Here is a 19909-nt window from a genome sequence, read left to right on the forward strand (position 1 = left end):
GTCCGCACGTCGGCCGACCGATCACCAGTAGGCTCCCCCCGGTGAGCCACGATCACTTCTCCGGCCCGGCCCCCATCGGGCGCACCGCCGCTCGGGTCGTCATCGGACTGCTCACCGTCATCGGACTCGCCGCCGTCGTCGGCATGATCCTGCTGTGGCCGAGCGGACGTGAGGTCGCCGTCCCCGCCCCGTTCCAGAGTTCCACCGGCGGCGCCGTGAGCACCGAGTACGGCACCGTGGTGTCCCAGGACATCGGCCCGTGCGGCAGCCCGTCGAACGGCCGCGTGTTCGCCGGCTCCCCCACCCCGCCGACGGTGTCCGGCTTCGAGTGCCGCCGCAGCATCGTCACCATCGACACCGGCACCAACGAGGGCACCCGCACGCTGCTCGAGATCACGCCCGGCCCGGGCACCCCGGATCTGCGGGTCGGCGAGGAGATCCGCCTGGTCCGCGGTACCGACGACACCGGCACCGCGATCTACGCCTTCGACGACTACTCGCGCACCCTGCCGCTCGCCCTGGTCGCCGCGATCTTCGCCGTCGTCATCTGCGTCGTCGCACGCTGGCGCGGACTGCGCGCGCTGATCGGTCTGGGCGTCGCGCTGGGCGTGCTCGTCGTCTTCGTCCTGCCGGCCATCCTCGACGGGCAGTCGGCCATCCTCGTCGCCCTCGTCGGCGGCACCGTCATCCTGTACGGGGTGCTGTACCTGGCGCACGGACCGAATCTGCGGACGTCGTCGGCGCTGCTCGGCACCGTCGTCTCGATGGGCATCGCCGCCGTCCTGTCCGAGGGCGCGATCCGTCTGACGTCGGTCACCGGGTTGTCGGAGGAGCAGAACACCGACGTCCAGGCGTACCTCGACCACGTCTCGATCACCGGATTGCTGTTGGCGGGCTTCATCATCGGGTCGCTGGGCGTGCTGAACGACGTCACGATCACCCAGGCGTCCGCGGCGTTCGAGCTGGCCTCGCTCGATCCCGACGCGTCCCGGCGGTCGATCTTCGCCTCCGCGATGCGGGTGGGCCGCGACCACATCGCAAGCACCGTCTACACCCTGGTGCTCGCGTACGCGGGCGGCGCGCTGCCGCTGCTCCTGCTGTTCTCGGTGGCCGGACGGTCGATTCACGACGTCATCACCGGCGACGCGGTGGCCATCGAGATCGTCCGATCGTGCGTCGGCGGTACCGCGTTGGCGCTGTCGGTCCCGCTGACCACGGCCATCGCCGTGGTGCTCGCCCGGCCGCCGCGCCGGGCCGGGAGCGGCGTGCCGGGCCGCGCGCCGGGAGCCAAGCGGACGACGGGCCGTCACGCGGCCGAGTGAGCGGTGTGGTATCCGTCTCGTGGTTCGCCATAGGGACCGAAACAAACTCGTGTATTGTTTCCCGAGGGTTTGGGGACCCTGCGCGACGGATTCCGTCCGCAGAAACCATCGACACGTGAAGGACCGACGCATGAGCACTACCGCCGCACTGGACGTCGACCGTATCCGGCAGATCCTCGCCACCCACGGCAAGCTCCCGGTGGCGGTCGACGCCGTGGCCGACGACGACGATCTGTACGACGCCGGTCTCACCTCGCACGCCAGCGTGAACGTCATGATCGCCCTCGAGGACGAGTTCGACGTGGAGTTCCCCGACGAGCTGCTGCAGAAGGCCACGTTCTCCTCCATCACCGCCATCGCCGACGCGCTCGCGACGCTGGAGCAGTAGGCCCGTGACCACCCTCGAACGCCCCACTCACGCGCTGTCCGTCGAGGACGTCGTCGCCGTCGCCGCGGAGCACGCCGACGCCGTCGACCGTGACGCCCGCTTCCCTGCGGAGTCCGTCGCGGCGATGCGCTCCGCCGGCCTGCTGTCCGCGTCGATCCCGGCCTCGCTGGGCGGCGGCGGTTACTCGCTGACCGACCTCGCGCGGGTCGCCCGCGCTCTCGGCGGCGCCTGCGCCTCGACCGCCATGATCTTCGCGATGCACCACACGCAGGTGCTGAGCCTGTCGCGCCACGGGCTGACCTCGCCCGCCCTCGCCGACCTGCTGCGTCGCATCGTCAGCGAGCAGTTGTTGGTCGCGTCGGCCACCACCGAGATCAACATCGGCGGCGACGTCCGCACCAGCGGCTGCGCCGTGGAGTACGACGGTGACCGGTACCGGCTCACCAAGAACGCGCCCGTGATCTCCTACGGCGAGTACGCCGACGTCGTACTGGTCACCGCGCGCCGCTCCGTCGACAGTGCCCCCAGCGATCAGGTGCTCGTGGCCGCGCTGCGGGAGGACCTGACGCTGGAGAAGACCGGCACCTGGGACACCATGGGCTTCCGCGGCACCTGCAGCCCCGGCTTCATGCTGCACGCGACGGGATCGGCGGAGCACGTGGTCCCCGCGCCCTACGCCGACATCTCGGCGCAGTCGATGCTGCCGTCGGCTCACGTCCTGTGGGGCGGCGCGTGGACGGGCATCGCCGACGCCGCCGTGCGCAAAGCTCGGACGTCGGTGCAGAAGGCCGCCCGCAAGACGCCGGGCGTCACGCCGCCCGCGGCGGCCCGCCTGGCCGAGCTCATGGTGGTACACCAGCAGTTGCACGACACCGTGCACACGGCGGCGACCACCTTCGACGCGCACGCCGACGACGCCCGGTTCCTGGGCTCCATCGGGTTCGCGCTGTCGATCAACTCGGTCAAGGTCACCGCGTCGAACCTGCTCATCGACATCGTGGCCCGCGCGCTGCTCATCTGCGGCATCGCCGGCTACCGGGAGGACAGTGACCTGCGGATGAGCCGTCACCTCCGCGACTCGCACGGCTCGGCCATCATGGTCAGCAACGAGCGCATCCTGGCCCACAACGCCCAGCTCACGCTGGTGCACAAGGGCGTGCCGGGCGGGGGGCTGTGACATGACCTCCACCCTCGACCGCGAGACCGCACTGTCCGATCTCGATCTCGCCCGCGCGGAGTTCCGCGACCGGCTGGTCGACGCCGGCTTGCTGGTGCGCAGCTCGCTCGACGGCCTCTACGGACGTTCCGGGGTGTTCGAGGACGTCATCGACGTCATCGACACCGCCGTCCGCGCCGCCGGACGCGCAGCCCACGGCAGCTCCGCGCAGCGCTTCCGGTTCCCGCCCGTCTTCCCCCGCGAGTCCTTCGAGAAGACGGACTACATCGCGTCGTTCCCCAACCTCACCGGAGCCATCACCACGTTCTCCGGCGACAACCGCGCGCACGCGGAGTTGCTGGCGGCGCGCTCGGCCGGGGAGGACTGGGATCACTTCCTGGACTCCGCCGGCACCATGCTGGTGTCCGCGGCATGCCACCCGGCGTACTCCATGCTCACCGGTGATCTCCCCGCCGGCGGCACCACGTTGGACGTCTACGGCTACTGCTTCCGGCACGAGCCCGCGGTGGACCCGGCACGCATGCAGGCGTTCCGGATGCACGAGTTCGTCCAGGTCGGCACCCCCGATCAGGCCGTGGAACACCGGGAGTCGTGGATCGAGCGGGGACAGGCCGTCCTCGAGCAGCTCGGTCTCGACGCCTCACCGGTGATCGCCAACGATCCGTTCTTCGGTCGCGCAGGCCGCATGCTGGCGGCGAACCAGCGCAACGAGAACCTCAAGACCGAGCTGGTGGTGCGGCTCTACGGCGACCTCGACGAGGGCACGGCCGTGGTGTCCTGCAACTGCCACCGTGAGCACTTCGGCCACACCTTCGACATCCGCACCGCGGAGGGCGGGGAAGCCCACAGTGCCTGCGTCGGGTTCGGCATGGAGCGCATCGCGCTGGCCATGTTCCGCACCCACGGGCTCGACGTCACCCGGTGGCCGGAGGCCCTCAGGCCGGCTTGATCGCCGCTCGCGTCAGACTGTTGATCGCCCGGACGTGCCCCCGCGGTGCGGAGGCACGTCCGGTCGGCACCAGCGTCACGGTGTGCGGAACACCGGGCGCCAGGTGGAACCAGTTGTCGGACGGCCGGAAACCGTCGACGTCGACGCACACGTGCTGTGCGGCCGACTCGGCCGTGATCTCCAGCCGCCACGCGCCGTCCTCGGACGGCTCCACCGCGGCGGACAGCCCCACCGAGTTCTGCACGGGCAGGGCTGGTGCGCCCACCAGCGTGACCGAGCGTGCGAGAGTGCGTCCGTCCTGCACCAGATTCACCACCACCGCGTCCGCCACCGGCGGACCGAAGCGATGCGCGTGCGTCGCGTCGGTGAAGCGGCCCAGGATCGCGTCGACCGACGTGCCGGCACTGCCGTGCCCGGGCAGGTCCACCGGCCACGTCCCGTCGGCCACCACCGTGCCCGTGCGCCCCACCGCGCGGACCTCCACCGCGGCGCGCAACGGATCGGGCCCGTCGTGGACGACGTGCACGGTGAGCCCGTCCATCCCCTCGTCGGACACCAGCACGGTGGTGGGCGCGTGCACTCGGCGCAGCACGTACCAGGGGGCCTTCACTCCCCCGTCGGAGTCGATGAACCCCCAACCCGCGCCGGGCATGAGATCCCGCAGCGTGAGCACCAGCGCCCCGCCGCACTCGGAATCCGGGCGGCGCCAGTGCCCCAGCACCGCCGCCGTGGCCTCGCAGACGGCGGCCCGTCCGTAGTCGAGGTACCGCTCCGGATCGTCGCGGCGCACCAGCGACGGCTCGACGCCGAACAGGGTGCGTACGTAGTGATCCCGCACGTCCTCGAAGTCCCACGACGATCCCCGGTCGCGCGGCACCGCGGCCTTCCACCGGGGATCGTGCCCGGCGGGGTGGGCGGAGCCGAAGTGCGTGTCCACCGCGCGTCGCTCGGGCGGAATCGCGAAGGCGAGCGACTCGGCCGCGAAGCGCACCCCGGCCGTCCGGACGTCGGACAGCGGCCGGAGGTAGCCGCCCACCCCGAACCAGTGCGCGACGCCCGCGCGCCCGTGCGTGGGCAGGTCCCCACCGGACGGTGACGACGGGACGTACGCCAGATCGGGATACGACGACGCCAGCAGGTCGGGTATCACCGTGTCCAGCAGGGGGATACGGGCATCGTCGGCGGCGAGACCCAGCATGGTCGGCTGCTGGTAGGTCTCGCTCCCCCCGCTGACGACGACGGTGGCGGGCCCGGACGACGCCAGGGCCGCATGGATCTCGGCGACAACCTGCGCGGCGTGGTCGTCGTCGTCCGGCGGGTCGACGGTGGCGAGCATGACGTCCTGCCAGACCATGACGCCGCGCTCGGCGCACCGCGCGTGGAATTCCGGCGTCTCGTACAGCATGGTGCCGGTCAGTCGAATCAGGTTGGTGCCGGACGCGATCGCGTCGTCCAGTGTGGCCTCGAGGGCGGCGGAGTCGGTGCGCAGCGAGACGGGGTCCAGCGGGACCCAGCAGCCGCCGCGCGCGTGGACGACAATGCCGTTGACGCGCAATGCCTCTCCGGCGCGGGGCGGGTCGAACTCGACGGAGCGGAACCCCACGCGCGTCGTGACGCGGGTACCGGCGGACTCCACGGTGACGTCGTGCAGCACGGGCCGACCGTGGGTGTGGGGCCACCAACGCTCGCGCTCCCCGACCTCGACCACGGCGTCGACCGCGCCGGACGGGTTCACGGCCACCGGGTAGCGGTCGCCCCCGATCGCGACGGTCACGTCGGCCTCCGCGTGGCCGGTCACGTGAATCTCGCAGCGGCCGTCCACCACACGACCCCGGACGTGCAGGCGGGGAGTCGCCGGGACCAAGTGCACGTCGCGGACGATGCCCACCGGAACCGGCGCACCGGCGAACACCGGCGCCCGTCCCAGCATCGTCGTCCGCACCCAGCGCAACCCCTGCTGCGCGATCATCGACGAGCGCCACCGCCCGCGCGGACGCCGGCGCAGGGACGGGGTGAGCGCTCGACAGCATACCGCCACCGACACCGTGCGGCCGGCGAACTCGCGGAGATCGACGACGACGGGGACGAACATCGAGGTGCTCGACGCCCGCCGCTCACCGTCCACCAGAACCTCCGCGACGGTGGCGACGGAGTCGAACTCCAGCCGCGTCGCCTCCGCGGTCACGGTCAGCGTGGTCTCGAACCACCAGTCGGCGCCGTCGAGGTCGTCGGCCGCGGGAACCGGGTGGCCGGCGTCGCGCAGGGCCTCGGCGACCGTCCCCGGCACGCGCGCCGGGTATCGCACCACTTCGGGGCCGGGCGGCACGTCGACCGCGCCGGCGTCCGTCCGGCAGACGGTCCACTCCGCCGCGACGAGCCCGGTGGTCACAGCGCGGCGCGCAGCGTGTCGACGGCCTGCTGCCACTGTGCGGCCATGGCGTCCAACGGCTCTCGCGGGTCGACGGCGCGGCCACGCGCCGCGCGGGCCATGCGGAACTGCACCGACTTCGCGCCCGTCGCCACGGCCCGGAACGGCTCCGCCGCGGCGCCGGCGCCGTGGACGCCACGACCCTCGAGGTACGTCGCCACATCGGCCGCGAGTTCCGCGGTGGCCCCGCACTGCCGCAGGGTGCCGAAGGACCAGAGATGGAACGCGTCGGGACCGGCCTCGCGGATCCACTCCACGTCGTCGACCACCCGCTGCGCCAGCCCCGCCACCGGGTTGTCCGTCCCGGCGCGTCGGAGGTGCGTGCGGGCGACGTCGAGATCGCGATCGTCCTCGGTGGGATCGGTGCGAATCTCCCCGTCCTCGGCGGTGATCCGCTCGAGGTACGGCGGAAGGGCGACGGCCCCGTCCGGGACGGCGAGGCCGAGCACCCCGTCGAAGTCGTCACCGGACAGGTGGAACAGCCCGGCGTTGTGGAAGTAGTCCATCTCGCGCGCCGCCCGGTCGATGCGGGTGGGCACCACGGTGGTCTTGGTGTGCTGCAGCCGATACGAGACGCCCGCGGTGTCCGGCAGATGGAAGGCGTCCACCTCCACCGTGCTGGCCACCCCGTCCTCGATGTTCTCGATCAGGTGCTCCGCGAACGGCTTCCACACGTTCATCTCGTTCACCTCGATGCCGTGCAGCCGCCGCAGGTCCTCCGGCTGGTACTTCACGAAGTCCCACTGGCGACCGTCGAAACCCGCGCCGAGGACGAACGACGCCGCCGGGACGGGATCGACGTCCGACGCGTGCAGCACCTCGATCCACAGATCGACGTAGCAGTTGGTCTCCGACCAGATGCGGTCCGTCGTGTGCACGGCGTGCGGTCGGTACGTCCGCGGGTCGAGACCGGCCAGGAGGGGGGTCGTGGTGTGCACCGTCTGTCCTCGTTCCTCTGTCGTGTCCCCCGACACTCGTCGTTCGGCATGCGCGGTTCGGCTTGCGCGGTTCGGCTGTGAGCCCTAGTTGAGCGTGTCCGTCCGGGGCACGATCGCATCGCCCCAACTGTCCGGGTAGCCGTCCCCGTCGGCGTCCTCGGCGTCCTCGTCGTCCGGCGCGCCGGTGGTGGCCGCCGTGGACCCGGACGGCGCCGCCGACTCCGACAGCGACGGCGGCGCGGGCGCGGTGCCGTCGCTCCCGTCTGCCGGCGCGGCCGTGCCCAGGTACGCCCACGCGGCCGCACCGACCGCGACCACGATCAACGCCAGCACCAGGGCGACGGTCAGCAGCCGCCGTCGTTCCGGCGCGGGCGCCGGCTCGTCGAGCAGGTCCCAGGAGGCGTCGTCGGGCGAAACGCGGTCGCCGGGGGCGACAGGCTCGACACGCTCGACGGCCGAGTACGCGGCCGAAGTCGGCTCCGGCTCCGGTTCGTGAGGCGCCGGTTCGTGCGGCGCCGGCTCGGTCTTCTCGACAGTCTCGTCCGGCGCACTCCCCCCGACCAGCTCCAGCGCCCCCGAGTCCCCCGACTCCCCCGACGCCCGCAGGGCCTCCGACGACCCCACTGCTTCCGACGCCTCCGGAAGAATCGGACCGAGCCGGTCCTCCACCAACGCACGGATCAGGGGCACGGTCGCACCGCCGCCGGTGAGCACCACGGCCTCGGGCTCCCGACCGGCCCCGCGCACCAGCGCGTCCACCCCGTCCAGCAGGTCCTCGACGGTCGGTCGGAGAGCGGCCTCGAAGTCCGCGCGCGTGATGAGGGTGACGGGCCCGTCGGGACCGGACGCGGGCGTCCTCGCCGCGGTGGCCGTCGACAGGGACTCCTTGACCGAGCGGCAGAACGTGAGGATCTCCGGGGATTCGTGGTCGCCCTCGCGCGGTCCCAGGATGCCCTGCGCGCGGAGATGGTCGAGCACGATCAGGTCGGACGCGTCGCCGCTGGGTGCGGTCCACCGCGCCTCGTCGACCACGCGGTCCTCGTCCACCCCGACGACGGTCACGTCGGTTCCGGTGCGTCCGAAGTCGAGGACCACCACCGTGGCGCAGTCGAGCCGGTCGGATCCCGCACCCGCCGGGACGGCAGAGCTCTCGGAGAGCGCCGGGGCATCGGCCGATGCGTCGATCGGTGCGTCGACCGTCTCTCGCATCAGCGCGACTCCACTCGCGTTGTCATCTCTCACAACTCTCCCGGACCGGTGCTCGGCGGGCGACCGGCAAAGCGGTCTCTCCGAGCGTCATGGCGGACAAAAGATTCTTCCGGTATGTTAAAGCCAGCAATAGGGTACTGCGACGTCGTTTTCGGTCACAAACACGACCGGATCACACCTTACTGCCTGGTAGTGCGTAGCGCGACCGGGTCGTCGAGGCCGTGACAGCGGCGACGTCGTCGATCACACGCCCCGAACGTGCTGCTCCGAGCGGGGCCGGAGCAGCGGGTCACGGGCGGGGCGCACCCCGTTGCCGGCACTGCCCGCATCCGACCCCGGAATCGGACTCGTTCTGGTTCCACGTCACAGAAACCGCGGTGCAGGCGACCACGCCGTGTGCGTCCGAGCAAGGACGCACACCGACGACAGACAGGAAGGCTATGGACCCCGATGACCTCCGCATCCGTGACGGCCACACCGACGGTGCAGGTACACATGACCGGTGCGGACTGGTTCGCCACCAGCCCGGGCGGACTGAACCGCTACTTCACCGACCTGTTCCAGGCGTTGCACAGCCGGTCGGACGTCCGCGTCAGCGCCTCGGCCTTCGGGAGCGCGGCCGCTGGTGGGCACTCGTGGGGGCCCAGCTCCGGCTCCACGGTGGCTCGCGTGTGGACATCGCTCCGCGATGATCGCGGCCTGAGCTCGTCCACCGTCGTCGACCGCCACTTCAGTCTGTTCGGCCGCCCGGCCGTCGGCCGTCGCGGTCGGCTGCCGTCGGTCGCCCACTTCCACGGCCCGTGGGCCGCGGAGAGCGCGGCGTCCGGCGAGAGCCCGGCGGCGGTGCGCGCCAAGTACTGGGTCGAGCGGCTGCGCTTCCTCGACATCGACCGGTTCGTGGTCCTCTCCGATCACTCGGCGCGCCTGCTGCGGACCGACTACGGCGTCGACGACGCCCGTATCCGCGTGATCGCACCGGGCGTCGACCTGGATCGCTTCACCGTCCCGGCCGAACGCCGGTCCGATCGCCCCACGGTGCTGTGCGTGCGGCGGCTCGAGAACCGCATGGGCATCGACCGCCTGATCGACGCCTGGCCCGCGGTCGTCGCGGCGCATCCCGACGCGCAGCTACTGATCGTCGGCGAGGGCACGCAGGACGCGGCGCTGCGCACGCGCGCACAGGCGTCCCCCGCGTCGTCGTCCGTCGAGTTCCTCGGCCGGGTCGACGACGCTCGGCTGAGCGCGCTGTACGCCGCCGCCACCGTCTCCGTGGTCCCCACGGTCGCGCTCGAGGGGTTCGGCCTGATCGCCCTCGAGTCGTGCGCCGTCGGCTGCCCGCCCGTGGTCACCGACTGCGGCGGCCTGCCCGACGCCGTCGCCGGTCTCGACCCCTCGCTGGTGGTTCCCGCCGGGGACGCGGACGCACTCGCGGCCCGGCTCGTCACCGCTCTCGACGGCGTCGTCCCGAGCGCCGAGGCCTGCCGCGCGCACGCCGAGCGCTTCTCCTGGGACGCCGCCGCCGCTGCCCACGTCGATCTCTACCGGGAGGTGGCGTCGTGACCCGAGCACTGTTCCTCGCCCACACCGCGGCCCCGTCGGGCGCCGAGATCGCCCTGCACCGACTGGTCCGCTCCATGCGGGACACCGATGTCACGGTGGCCTTCACCGAGTACGGCCCCATGGTCGAGCGCGTGCGCGCCGACGGCATCGACACCGTCGTCGTCGACGGCGCCTTCGACAGCCGCACCGTCACCATCGGCGGCCTGTCGCCGGCGCGGGTGCTGCGCGGCGTGACCGGACTGGTCCGGCTCGGCTGGGATGTCGGCGGCGTCGCGCGCGATCGCGGCGCCGACGTCCTCGTCGCCGAGTCCACCAAGGCGCTGCTGATGGGCACCGTCGCGTCGCGACGCGCTCGTATCCCCCTGGTGTGGCATTCGCACGATCGCATCTCGGCCGAGTACTTCGGCACCGTGCTGTCTGCGGTGCTGCGTCTGCTGGGTCGGGTGGTGTGCGCGGGCTTCGTCGCCAACAGCCTGTCCACCCTGGAGTCGCTGCCCGCGCGCGGTCGCCCGTCCGTGGTGGCGTACCCCGGCATCGACCCCGCCGAGCGCAGTCCGCTGCGCCGCGCGCAGGCGACGCCGGAGCGCACCGTGCTGTGTCTCGTCGCCCGGCTCACGCCGTGGAAGGGCCACGTGGTGCTGCTGAACGCGCTGGCGCGCATGACCGTTCGGCCCGAGCGGGTCTACCTGGTCGGCGGCACGTTCTTCGGCGAGGAGCCCTACCGCGCGGAGCTCGAGGACCTCGCGGCGACGCTCGACGTCCCCGTCGTGTTCACCGGGCACGTCGACGATCCGACCGAGTACATGAGTCGGTCCGACGTGCTGGTGCACTGCACCCTCACGGCCGAGCCGTTCGGTCAGGTGATCGTCGAGGGCATGCTGGCCGGCTGCGCCGTCGTGGCGTCCGGTCCCGGTGGGCCCGCGGAGATCGTCCGAGACGGCGTCGACGGCGTGCTGGTGCCCGCCGGCGATCCGGCCGTGCTGGCCGAGGCCCTGGACCGCCTCGTCGCCGATCGCGGTCTGCGCACCCGGCTCGCGGAGGCGGCGCCGGCGCGGGCCGCCCGGTTCGACGTGGCCGAATCCGCCCGTGCCGTCGAGGATTTCCTCGCCCGCATCGTCGGCGAGCCCGCGCCCGTGCGCGCGCTGCCGGGGCGTTCGACACCCGACGCGGAAGGGGAGTCCCGTGTGGGATGACGCCACCGACCGCATCGTCACCGATCCGACCGGCCGGGCCGAGCCCGCAGCGCGTCGTCGGCTGCGCGTGCCGCCGCGCCTCGCCGCGGTGCGCGACATCGCTTTCGTCAGCTTCGGCAAGTACGGGCAGTACCTGGTCACGATCGTCACGCTGCCCCTGACCGCGCGCATCCTCGGCACCGAGGGTCTGGGCCTGCTCGCCATCGGCATGTCGGCGTACTTCATCGGCGCGCTGCTGGTGGACATGGGCATCACCACGTTCCTCGCCGCGATGATGAACGGCGACAACGTCAATCGCCTCCGCGGCAACTACCTGGCGCTGCGGGCCGGGGTGCTGACCACCATGGGGGTCGCGCTGCTGCTCGGCATGCTCGTCGACGCGCACGTGCACCTGCACATGGTGCTGCTCGGCCTGTTCGCGGGCGGCGTCTCGTCGTTCGGCGACGACTGGGTTCTGGTGGCGGAGGCCAGGTTCGGCATCGGCGTGGTGTACCAGTCGATCGGCCGCGTGCTCTACCTCGTGCTGCTGGTCGGTCTGCTGCCCCACTTCCCCAGCGCGTCCGTCGCCATGATCTGCCTGCTGCTCTCGACGCTGGTCAACGTGGTGCTCACCTGGCGCTTGACGCTCAGCGAGCACGGTCGACCGTCGCGTCCCGACGGCGTCCTGGCCATGGTGCGCATGGGTGCGCCCGTGCTGACCTCGCGGCTGCTCATCACCAGCTACGGACAGGGCGCGGCCAGCTTCTACTCGGTGGCCCTCTCCGCGGCGTCGCTCGGCCTGTTCTCCGCGAGCGACCGGCTGGTGCGGGCGTTCCAGTCGCTGCTCGACGCCATCGGCTACGGACTGTTGCCGCGGCTCGCGCGGGGACGCGAGGATCAGTTCTGGGGCAACGCGTTCCGTGGTCTCGGCGCCACCGTCGCCATCGCCGCGGCGGTGTCCGTCGCCCTGTGGATCGCCGCCCCGTGGGTGATCCCGCTGATCTTCGGCGACGAGTTCACCGACGCCGTGCACATCATGCGGGTGCAGGTGTTCATCCTCCCCTTCACCGCGCTCACGTCGTTCGTCACGACGGCCGTTCTCCCGGTGCAGCAGGACACCCGCGGCACGCTGATCGGCGCCGTCGTCGGGGCGATCTTCGCCGGCGGTGCGCTGCTCGCCGCCATCGCGACCGGGTCGGTGTGGGCGCTGGTCCTCGGCACCTTCATCTGCGAGATCGCCGTGGCCACCTGGTATCTGGTGCGCGTGCGGATGCTGCGGCGCCGCGGCGAACTCCGCCTGAAGGCGGCGAGCGACGCCGTCACCGAGCCGCTCGCCGTCCGGCAGGGGGTCGAGCGATGAGGATTCTCTTCCTGGGGGACGACTGGGTGGGCAGCAACGCCCGCTCGATGGCCGACGGGTTCCGCGAGGCGGGTCACGACGTCCTGGTGATCGACACGACGCCCGTCGCCCTGCCGACCCGGCTGACCCCGCCGTGGGTGTACGCCAAGCTCGGTCGGGGCCGCGCGCCGTGGGTGCTCGCGGACCTGCACCGCCGCATCGACGCCGCGGCGGCGGAGTTCCGTCCGGACATGCTGTTCTGCTTCCGCACGGTCCATCTGGACCAGGACCGTCTGCTGGCGCTGCCCGCCGCGCTGCACGTGCACTACAGCCCGGACGACGTCGCCAACCCGTACAACACCACGCCGGACTACCTGCGGCGCGAGCGGGACTGGGACCTGGTGATCACCACCAAGGAGCACAACGTTCCCGAGCTCGCCGAGCGCGGCGCGCGGGAGACGCTGTTCGTCCTCAGTGCCTACGACCCGGCGTGGCACCGGCCCACCGCGCGCCGGTCCCCGCAGGAGTTCACCGTCGGGTTCGTTGGCGCGTGCCGACCCGACCGGCGGGACTTCGTCACCGACCTCGCCCGCACCCACGGCTCGCGCATGGCCGTGCTGGGGCCGGGTTGGCGGCGCGTGCCCGCGCTGCGGGCCACCGCGGCGCACCTCGGCGGCCCCGTCTACGGCGAGGAGTTCTCCAACGCGGTCGCCGCGATCGGCGCCAATCTGGTGCTGCTCAACTCCGACAACCGCGACACCCACACCTGCCGCACCTTCGAGGTGCCCGCGGCGGGCGGACTGTTCGTCGGCGAGCGCACGCACGAGCACGCCCGGCTGCTCGACGACGGCACCGAATGCCGGCTGTTCTCCACCCCGGACGAGCTCGCCGAGATCCTGGCGTGGACCGCGACCGAGCCGGACAAGGCCCGCGACATGGCCGAGCGCGGCCGCGCCCGCATCGTCGCCGACGGTCACGCGTACGTCGACCGGGCCCGGCAGATCGTCGAGGCACTCCGATGACCGCCGCGACGTCCGTCGTGGTGACGGCACTCGCCCTGGTGGCCCTGCTGATCGCGGGCCTGCACCTGCGCGGCGTCGCGCGGGTCTTCGTGGTCGCGCAGGTCGCGTACTGGTCGCTGAGCTACGTCGCCCGCCCGATCGTGCTGCTCTGGGTGCTGCCGGAACCGCAGTTCGCCGACAGTCTGGCCGATCCGCGCCTGGCCACCATGGGCTACGACAAGGGCATCGCCGAGGTGCTGAAGCCGGTGATGTTCGGGCTCTGGTTCTACGTCGCCCTGGTGGTGGCGTACGTGATCTGGCAGCGCTCGCGGGGCGCGGTTCCGCGGTCCCCGCTGGCGCCGACGGCGGACCCGGACTTCTTCCGCGGCCTCGCCGTCGTCTACGTCCTGGGCCTCGGCGGGCGTTTCGTCTCCTGGGCCACCGGCAGCGCCGGATCGGCGGGCGAGGTCACCAGCGCCAACCCCTTGCTCGACTTCGCCGCCACCATGGCCACCGTCGGCGCGCTCGGAATCATCGTGTTCGCGCGGCCCGCGACGTGGCAGCGGACCACCGTTCTGCTCGGCTTCCTGCTCGGCATGGAGTTGGTGTGGACGGTGATCGTGGAGTCGAAGACTCCGGTCATGGGCGCGGCGCTCGCCGTCGCGGTGCGCTTCGCGTTCATCGGGTGGACCCGCGCGACGGTGCTCGGCGTCGCCGGCATCTCCGTCACCGCCATCGGCGCGTTCGGACTGCTGCAGGCGCTGAAGGTCGACCCCGAGACCGAGGCCATCAGCGCCCTCGCCGAGGCCAGCTACCCCGCGTCGGTGCAGCCGTTCCTGCCGATCCTGCGCCGGTTCGACCTCCTCGAGGCGGCCACCGACGCGTACTTCATGAACGGGCGGGAGTGGATCTCGCACCTCGACGTGGTGCGCAACGCCGTCCTCAACTTCATCCCCTCCCAGATCCTGGGTGCGGAGAAGTTCCAGTCCGGAACCGCCTGGGCACAACAGGTTCGCGGATCCTCGGTGGACATGCGGACCGTCTCGGTCTCGCTCGCCGAGGGCAACGTCAGCGAGGGCTTCGTCCTCGGCGGCTACACCGGGGTCGCGGTCTCCATGACCTTCACCTTCGTCATGGTGTTGGTCGCGGTGCGCATGCTGACGGCGCGCCACTTCGTCCTGGTGGTCCTCGGGCTGACGCTCATCGAGTACCCGGTGCTCTTCGAGCGCGGAATCCTCGGCACCACCGAATCTCTCGGCAAATCGCTCCAACTCGCGATCCTGGTCTGGATCGTGACGCTCGTGGTCGGGGAGTACGGCAGACAGTCGCGGGCGGTACCACCGCCCACCCGATTCGACTACCCCGACATCGACAGTCGACGCAAAGGATCGCCATCATGGGTCTGAACGATTACCTCGACATCGCCAAACGACGCTGGATGATCATCCTCGCGTGCGTCGTTGCCGGCATCGTCGCCGGAGCGGCCTACACGTCGTCGCTCACCTACTCGTACACCGCGCAGAGCCGCATGTACGTGACCATGGCGACGGGCACGTCGGTCGCCGACTCCTACCAGGGCGGAATGGCTGCGCAGCAACGCATCACGTCGTACGTCGACCTGGTCACCAGCGATCGCGTGATGAACGACGTCATCACCGAGCTCTCGCTGGACACGACGCCGGAGGAACTCGCCTCCCGCACCACGGCGACCTTCGCACCCGCCACGGTCATCATGACCGTCGACGTCTCGGCCGACACTCCCGACCAGGCGCGCGTGATCAACGACCTCGTCGTCGCCAAGTTCCGCGACCTCGTCGGTGAGCTCGAGAGCACCCAGGCGGGCGCCGCGCCCGCCGCGAAGGTCACCGTGATCGACCCGGCCACCACGCCGTCGGCGTCCGCCGGGCCCGCCCCCACCAAGAACCTCGCCGCGGGCATGATCGTCGGCCTGCTGCTCGGCTGCGGTGTGGCGTTCCTGCGCGACCGGCTGGACAAGCGCATCCGCACCACCGGCCAGGTCGCGGCGCTGAGCACCACGCACTTCCTCGGCGGCGTCGAGGCGTCCTCCCGCACCACCGACACCCGACGGGTCGCGCTCCGGCTCGAGGGTGTGCTCGCCGAGTCCATTCCGCGCGTCGTGGTGTTCGTCGGGTCGACGGCCGCGTCGTCGCGCCCGCGCTCGGCGGGGGCGTCCGACACCGTGCTCCCCGTGGCCCGCGCGCTCGCCGTGCTCGGCAAGTCGACCCTGATGGTCGACGCCAGCACCTCCGGCGGCGGCATCTCGTCCCGGATGCGTCCGTCTCCGATGCCCGGCGTCGCGGACCTCGCGCACCACCGCCGCTCGGCCGCGGACCTCATCCGCCCGACGCAGGTCGACGCGCTGCGCGTGCTGCCGCTCGGCCGGGTGGACGACGACACCGCCACCTTCGTCGTCTCCCCCCGCTTCGCCACGATCCTGCAGGACCTCGGCGGCGATCACGACTACGTGCTGGTCGACGCCACCGGAACCGCCGACGGCACCGAGGCTCTCGCGCTCGCCGCCCACGCCGACCACGCCGTCGTCGTCGTCGAGGCCGGCACCACCACGGTCGCCGACCTCGAAGAGGTGCTCACCGAGCTGCGCGACATCGGCGCGTCCGTGGCCGGCACCATCCTGGTGCCCCACCGCCCGACCAGCCGTTTCTCGCCGTCGCTGCTGCGTCGTCGTGGACCGGACGCCGCGGCCGAGACCTTGTCCCCCGCGACGCCGGCGGCCCCGCCCGCACCGGCCGTGCGCCGACCGGCCACGCCCGCGCCCGACTCCACGCCCGACGAGAACGCCTACAGCACCGAGCGGTACGACGGCGGGTCGGACACCGACCACTACCGGGACCACCGGTACGACCAGCGCGACGACGAGTGGGACGGTGACCGCGACTACCGCGACGCCGGGTCGCCCGCCGACGCCGTGACGGATCGACTGACCGTCGTCGATCACGGGCGTGACGACGTGGAGCGCGCAGCCGGTTCGGACGAGCCGGTCGCGCCCGAGGCCTCGGCGTCGGATCCCGACGGGACGCCGGGGACCGCCGACACTGCCGAGACTTCCGGGACCCCCGACGCCGCGACCGACGACGAGCCGGCCGGCGCGAGCGAGGTCGACGAGCCCGAGGAGTCGGCCCCCACCCGCGTGGCACCCAAGCGGACCGCGCCGTCGTCGACGTCGCTGCAGCGGATGCGCTCGCGCGGAGTCGGAGGGCGGGACAAGGCGGACCGCGGCTCCGGCTCGAGAAGCACCACCGCAACCACCGACACCACCACCGACACCGACACCGACACCACGGACAGCCGGGCGCACCACGAAGGAGTCTTCCGTCCATGAGCACGTCACCGACCTGGTTCGGCGGAGCGGATCGCCCCCTCTTCGGGGTGGTGCACCTCCCGGACGACGGACGCGCACGCGCCGGGGTGCTGCTGTGCCCGCCGATGGGCAAGGAACACGTGGACACCTACCGCGGGATGAAGTTCCTCGCGCAGGAGCTGACGGCGGCCGGGTTCGCCGTACTGCGGTTCGACTATGCGGGCGTGGGTGATTCGGCGGGCGAGCAGGACGCGCCCGACGCGCTCGCGCGGTGGTCGTCGAGCATCGTCGAGGGCGTCGAGCTGCTCCGCGGTCTCGGGTGCCCCGTGGTGTCGGCCGTCGGTCTGCGGGCGGGATCGCTGCTGCTCGATCACGTCGCCGCCGACCTCGGACCCCTGCACGCGGTGGTGCTGTGGGATCCGATCGCGCGCGGGCGCGGGTACGTCCGCGAGCAGCAGGCTCTCTACCGCCTGGGCGTCGGGTCGGATTCGGATCCGACGTCGAGCGAGAGCAGCGACCTCCACACCATCGGCCAGACCCTCGCGCGGGAAGCCGCCGCGGACCTGTCCGCGCTGAGCCTGACCGCGAGTGCCCCGAACGTCGGCACCTGGATCGCGGCCGTGCGGGAGGGGGGCGCCGGAACGCGGCTGTCCTCGATCCTCGCGGCGGCCGACGCCCGCGTGCTCGACGTGGGTCCGATGGCCGACTTCGTCTCGCCCGCGAGCTTTCTCGTGCCGATCCCGGCCGAGGCCGTGCGCCTGGTCGTCACCGCCCTCGACGAGGTGCACGACGCCGAGCCGTCCGCGGCCGTGTCCTTCACCCCGCGCCGCACCGCCACCGTGCCGACGGACCGAGGCAGCGTCGTCGAGACCATCGAGTCGCTCGGCGAGCACGGCCTGTTCGCCATCCGGACCACACCGGACGGGGCCGGCGACGGCCGCGACGCCGAGTCGGCCGTCGTGTTCTGCGCGACGGCCAACGACACCCGCATCGGGCCGGCGCGCCTGTGGGTCGACTCCGCCCGTCGCGCAGCCTCGTCCGGCCGCACCGCGCTGCGCTACGACCGCCGCGGCGCCGGCGAGACGGGTCCGGTGACCGCGAACGAGCACACCCCGATCTACTCCCCGGAGGGTGCCGACGACGTCGTGACCGCGACCCGCGCGGCGCACGACGACGCCCGCCGCGTGGTGCTGTCGGGCATCTGCTCGGGGTCGTGGAACGCGGCGTACGCGGCGAGTCGCACGGGGGCCGGGTCCGTGGTCCTGGTCAACGCCATCGGGTGGAGCTGGCGGCAGAAGAAATCGGCGGTCGGCGCCGTCGATCCGGCGACGATGGGGGTGCCCCGCACCGATCCGGAGTGGCAGAAGACGCCGCGGGCGCGCGTGAAGTTCGCGCTGCAGAAGCATCTTCCGTACCCGGCGTGGTTGCTGCTCGGTCGCCGCGGCATCACCCAGGTGCCCGAGGTGCTGCTGCGCACGCTCGTCGCCCGCGGGGTGGACACCACCGTGGTGCTCGCGCCCGCGGACCATCGGTGGTTCGTCGACCAGCGCGGCGAGGAGGGGATGCGCCGGCTCGCGCGCCGTGGCCGGGTTCCGTCCGTCGTCGCCGTGGGGGTCGGGGACCATTCCGGCTTCCACCACACGTTCCGGGGGGCGGTGACCGATGCCGTACTGCGGGCGCTGTCGGTCACCGAGGACCAGCGGGACGGGGCGCTCTCCGCATGACCGACTCCGGATTCGATCGCCGGCGGTTGCTGCTCGGCGGCCTCGGAGCCGCGTCGCTGCCGTTGGTGGCCGCGGCGTGTGCGCGGGACGACGGCGCCGGCGGGTCCGACCCGGCGGAATTCGCCAACGCCTCCATCGGCGACGCCCCCGCGGCCCGCAACGTCCGTGACTTCGGCGCCACCGGCGACGGCACCACCGACGACACCGCCGCGATCGCGCGGGCGTTCGACGGGCTGACCGGGCCGACCGCCGTGTACCTGCCGACGGGCACGTACCGCGTGACGTCGTGGCCGGCCATGCCCGATTACGCCACCCTGTCCGGGGACGGCGCCGACGTCACCACCGTGCTGTACGAGCAGAACGGCACGTTGATCGAGCTGCGCGACGCCCAGCGGGTGAACTTCCGCCGGATGGGGTTCTTCCTGACCGGTCCGACGGCCACCGGCATCGTCCTGGCCGGGTGCTTCCGCTGTTCCTTCGACTCGGTGACCATCCGGGGCAACCACTCGTCGGCGACGTTCCCGCAGTTCGTCGAGCAGCGGGGAATCGTGTTGTCCGACAACACCGGCGGCACCACGTTGACCAACTGCGACATCAACAACTTCGGGATCGGCCTGACCACCCGGACCATCCAGAACTACGTCACGGCGTCGAAGTTCACCAGCAACCGGGTCGGCGTCCTCGGCACGGGCGGGGACTTCACGGCCGGGCTGGCGCTGACCAACGTCGAGTTCGTCTCCGACAACGATCGGAACACCACCGACAAGCACCTGGTGGTGGACGGACCCGCCAACGACTGGTGGCTCACCAACGTCTGGTTCGAGGGTTCCGACGTCGCCGTCTCGGTCGGGTCCCCGGACGTCGGCGGGCCGTCGCAGTTCGGCATGGTCAACTGCAAGGTGGCCGCGCGCACCACGTGCATCGAGCTGCGCTACTGCCGACAGCCGTACCTGGCCAACGTGATTCTCGATCCCGATCCGAACAGCACGCCCGCCGAGGTGGTGATCGACCCGGTGCACACCCCCACCGGGACGGCGATCAACCTGATCTCCGGCGCGAACGACGACGTCGACTTCGCGGCGTTCCCGCCCGACTGGACGGTGATCGGACGCGGCGCCGCCGCGGGAGCGACGTACAGCGGCACCGTCGTCGCGCGCGCCACCGGCACCGACGATCTGATCCGCACCGAGCGGGACGGACGCACCACCGCGGTGGTCCGTCCCGACGGCACGTGGGTGTCCGACGACCCCGAAGCCGGTGTGGTGCTGAAGGATTCGGACGGCGGGTACTGGCGCCTGGTCGTCGGGACGGACGGGGCGCTGCGCACCGATTCCCTCGGCCGCACCCGGCCGTAGGTTCGGC

General features: G+C 72.0%; 15 protein-coding genes. 12 read left to right on the forward strand and 3 right to left on the reverse strand.

Annotation, left to right across the window (positions count from 1 at the left end):
* Positions 1-41: 41 nt before the first annotated feature.
* From HQ603_RS15180 to HQ603_RS15195, 4 genes are all read left to right on the forward strand, one after another.
* Positions 42-1322, forward strand: coding sequence for a YibE/F family protein (locus HQ603_RS15180; protein WP_308126557.1), 1281 nt, complete (start codon positions 42-44; stop codon positions 1320-1322).
* Between the two features lie 130 nt (positions 1323-1452).
* A complete protein-coding gene (locus tag HQ603_RS15185) occupies positions 1453-1710 on the forward strand; it encodes an acyl carrier protein (RefSeq protein WP_068145423.1) in 258 nt (85 codons plus the stop codon).
* 4 nt (positions 1711-1714) lie between these two features.
* On the forward strand, positions 1715-2887 hold the full coding sequence (locus HQ603_RS15190; protein ID WP_222685499.1) for an acyl-CoA dehydrogenase family protein: 1173 nt from the start codon (positions 1715-1717) through the stop codon (positions 2885-2887).
* 1 nt (position 2888) lies between these two features.
* Positions 2889-3836 carry an amino acid--[acyl-carrier-protein] ligase gene (locus HQ603_RS15195; RefSeq protein WP_222685500.1) on the forward strand — a complete coding sequence of 316 codons (948 nt, stop codon included), beginning with the start codon at positions 2889-2891 and terminating at the stop codon, positions 3834-3836.
* Here HQ603_RS15195 and HQ603_RS19150 read toward each other — a convergent pair.
* The 3 genes from HQ603_RS19150 to HQ603_RS15210 form a co-directional block, all read right to left on the reverse strand.
* Entirely contained in the window at positions 3823-6225 is a 2403-nt protein-coding gene (locus HQ603_RS19150; RefSeq protein ID WP_222685502.1) for a glycosyl hydrolase 2 galactose-binding domain-containing protein, read from the reverse strand. The two genes, HQ603_RS15195 and HQ603_RS19150, sit on opposite strands and share 14 nt — an antisense overlap.
* Positions 6222-7202, reverse strand: coding sequence for a DUF1839 family protein (locus HQ603_RS15205; protein ID WP_308126558.1), 981 nt, complete (start codon positions 7200-7202; stop codon positions 6222-6224). The genes HQ603_RS19150 and HQ603_RS15205 overlap by 4 nt, the downstream gene beginning before the upstream one ends.
* 84 nt (positions 7203-7286) lie before the next feature.
* Positions 7287-8411: an Hsp70 family protein gene (locus tag HQ603_RS15210; RefSeq protein ID WP_222685503.1), complete on the reverse strand. Its 1125-nt coding sequence runs from the start codon at positions 8409-8411 to the stop codon at positions 7287-7289.
* Positions 8412-8906: 495 nt separating this feature from the next.
* Between HQ603_RS15210 and HQ603_RS15215 the strand changes: the two genes are divergently transcribed.
* The 8 genes from HQ603_RS15215 (at position 8907) to HQ603_RS15250 (ending at position 19902) form a co-directional block, all read left to right on the forward strand.
* Positions 8907-9971: a glycosyltransferase family 4 protein gene (locus tag HQ603_RS15215; RefSeq protein WP_222685566.1), complete on the forward strand. Its 1065-nt coding sequence runs from the start codon at positions 8907-8909 to the stop codon at positions 9969-9971.
* Positions 9968-11164 carry a glycosyltransferase family 4 protein gene (locus tag HQ603_RS15220; RefSeq protein WP_222685506.1) on the forward strand — a complete coding sequence of 399 codons (1197 nt, stop codon included), beginning with the start codon at positions 9968-9970 and terminating at the stop codon, positions 11162-11164. The genes HQ603_RS15215 and HQ603_RS15220 overlap by 4 nt, the downstream gene beginning before the upstream one ends.
* A gap of 67 nt (positions 11165-11231) precedes the next feature.
* Positions 11232-12503 carry a lipopolysaccharide biosynthesis protein gene (locus HQ603_RS15225; RefSeq protein ID WP_371831062.1) on the forward strand — a complete coding sequence of 424 codons (1272 nt, stop codon included), beginning with the start codon at positions 11232-11234 and terminating at the stop codon, positions 12501-12503.
* Complete coding sequence (locus HQ603_RS15230) at positions 12500-13504, forward strand: CgeB family protein (RefSeq protein WP_222685508.1); 1005 nt, start codon at positions 12500-12502, stop codon at positions 13502-13504. The genes HQ603_RS15225 and HQ603_RS15230 overlap by 4 nt, the downstream gene beginning before the upstream one ends.
* The gene (locus HQ603_RS15235) at positions 13501-14889 is read left to right on the forward strand and encodes a hypothetical protein (protein ID WP_222685509.1); all 1389 of its coding nucleotides are present in this window, start codon (positions 13501-13503) and stop codon (positions 14887-14889) included. The genes HQ603_RS15230 and HQ603_RS15235 overlap by 4 nt, the downstream gene beginning before the upstream one ends.
* Entirely contained in the window at positions 14880-16844 is a 1965-nt protein-coding gene (locus tag HQ603_RS15240; RefSeq protein WP_222685511.1) for a Wzz/FepE/Etk N-terminal domain-containing protein, read from the forward strand. Before HQ603_RS15235 ends, HQ603_RS15240 begins: the two co-directional genes overlap by 10 nt.
* On the forward strand, positions 16841-18547 hold the full coding sequence (locus HQ603_RS15245; protein WP_222685513.1) for an alpha/beta hydrolase: 1707 nt from the start codon (positions 16841-16843) through the stop codon (positions 18545-18547). Before HQ603_RS15240 ends, HQ603_RS15245 begins: the two co-directional genes overlap by 4 nt.
* A complete protein-coding gene (locus HQ603_RS15250) occupies positions 18544-19902 on the forward strand; it encodes a glycoside hydrolase family 55 protein (RefSeq protein WP_222685515.1) in 1359 nt (452 codons plus the stop codon). Before HQ603_RS15245 ends, HQ603_RS15250 begins: the two co-directional genes overlap by 4 nt.
* Positions 19903-19909: the final 7 nt, after the last annotated feature.

The sequence above is a fragment of the Rhodococcoides corynebacterioides genome (assembly GCF_019834675.1).
GTDB lineage: Bacteria > Actinomycetota > Actinomycetes > Mycobacteriales > Mycobacteriaceae > Rhodococcoides > Rhodococcoides corynebacterioides_A.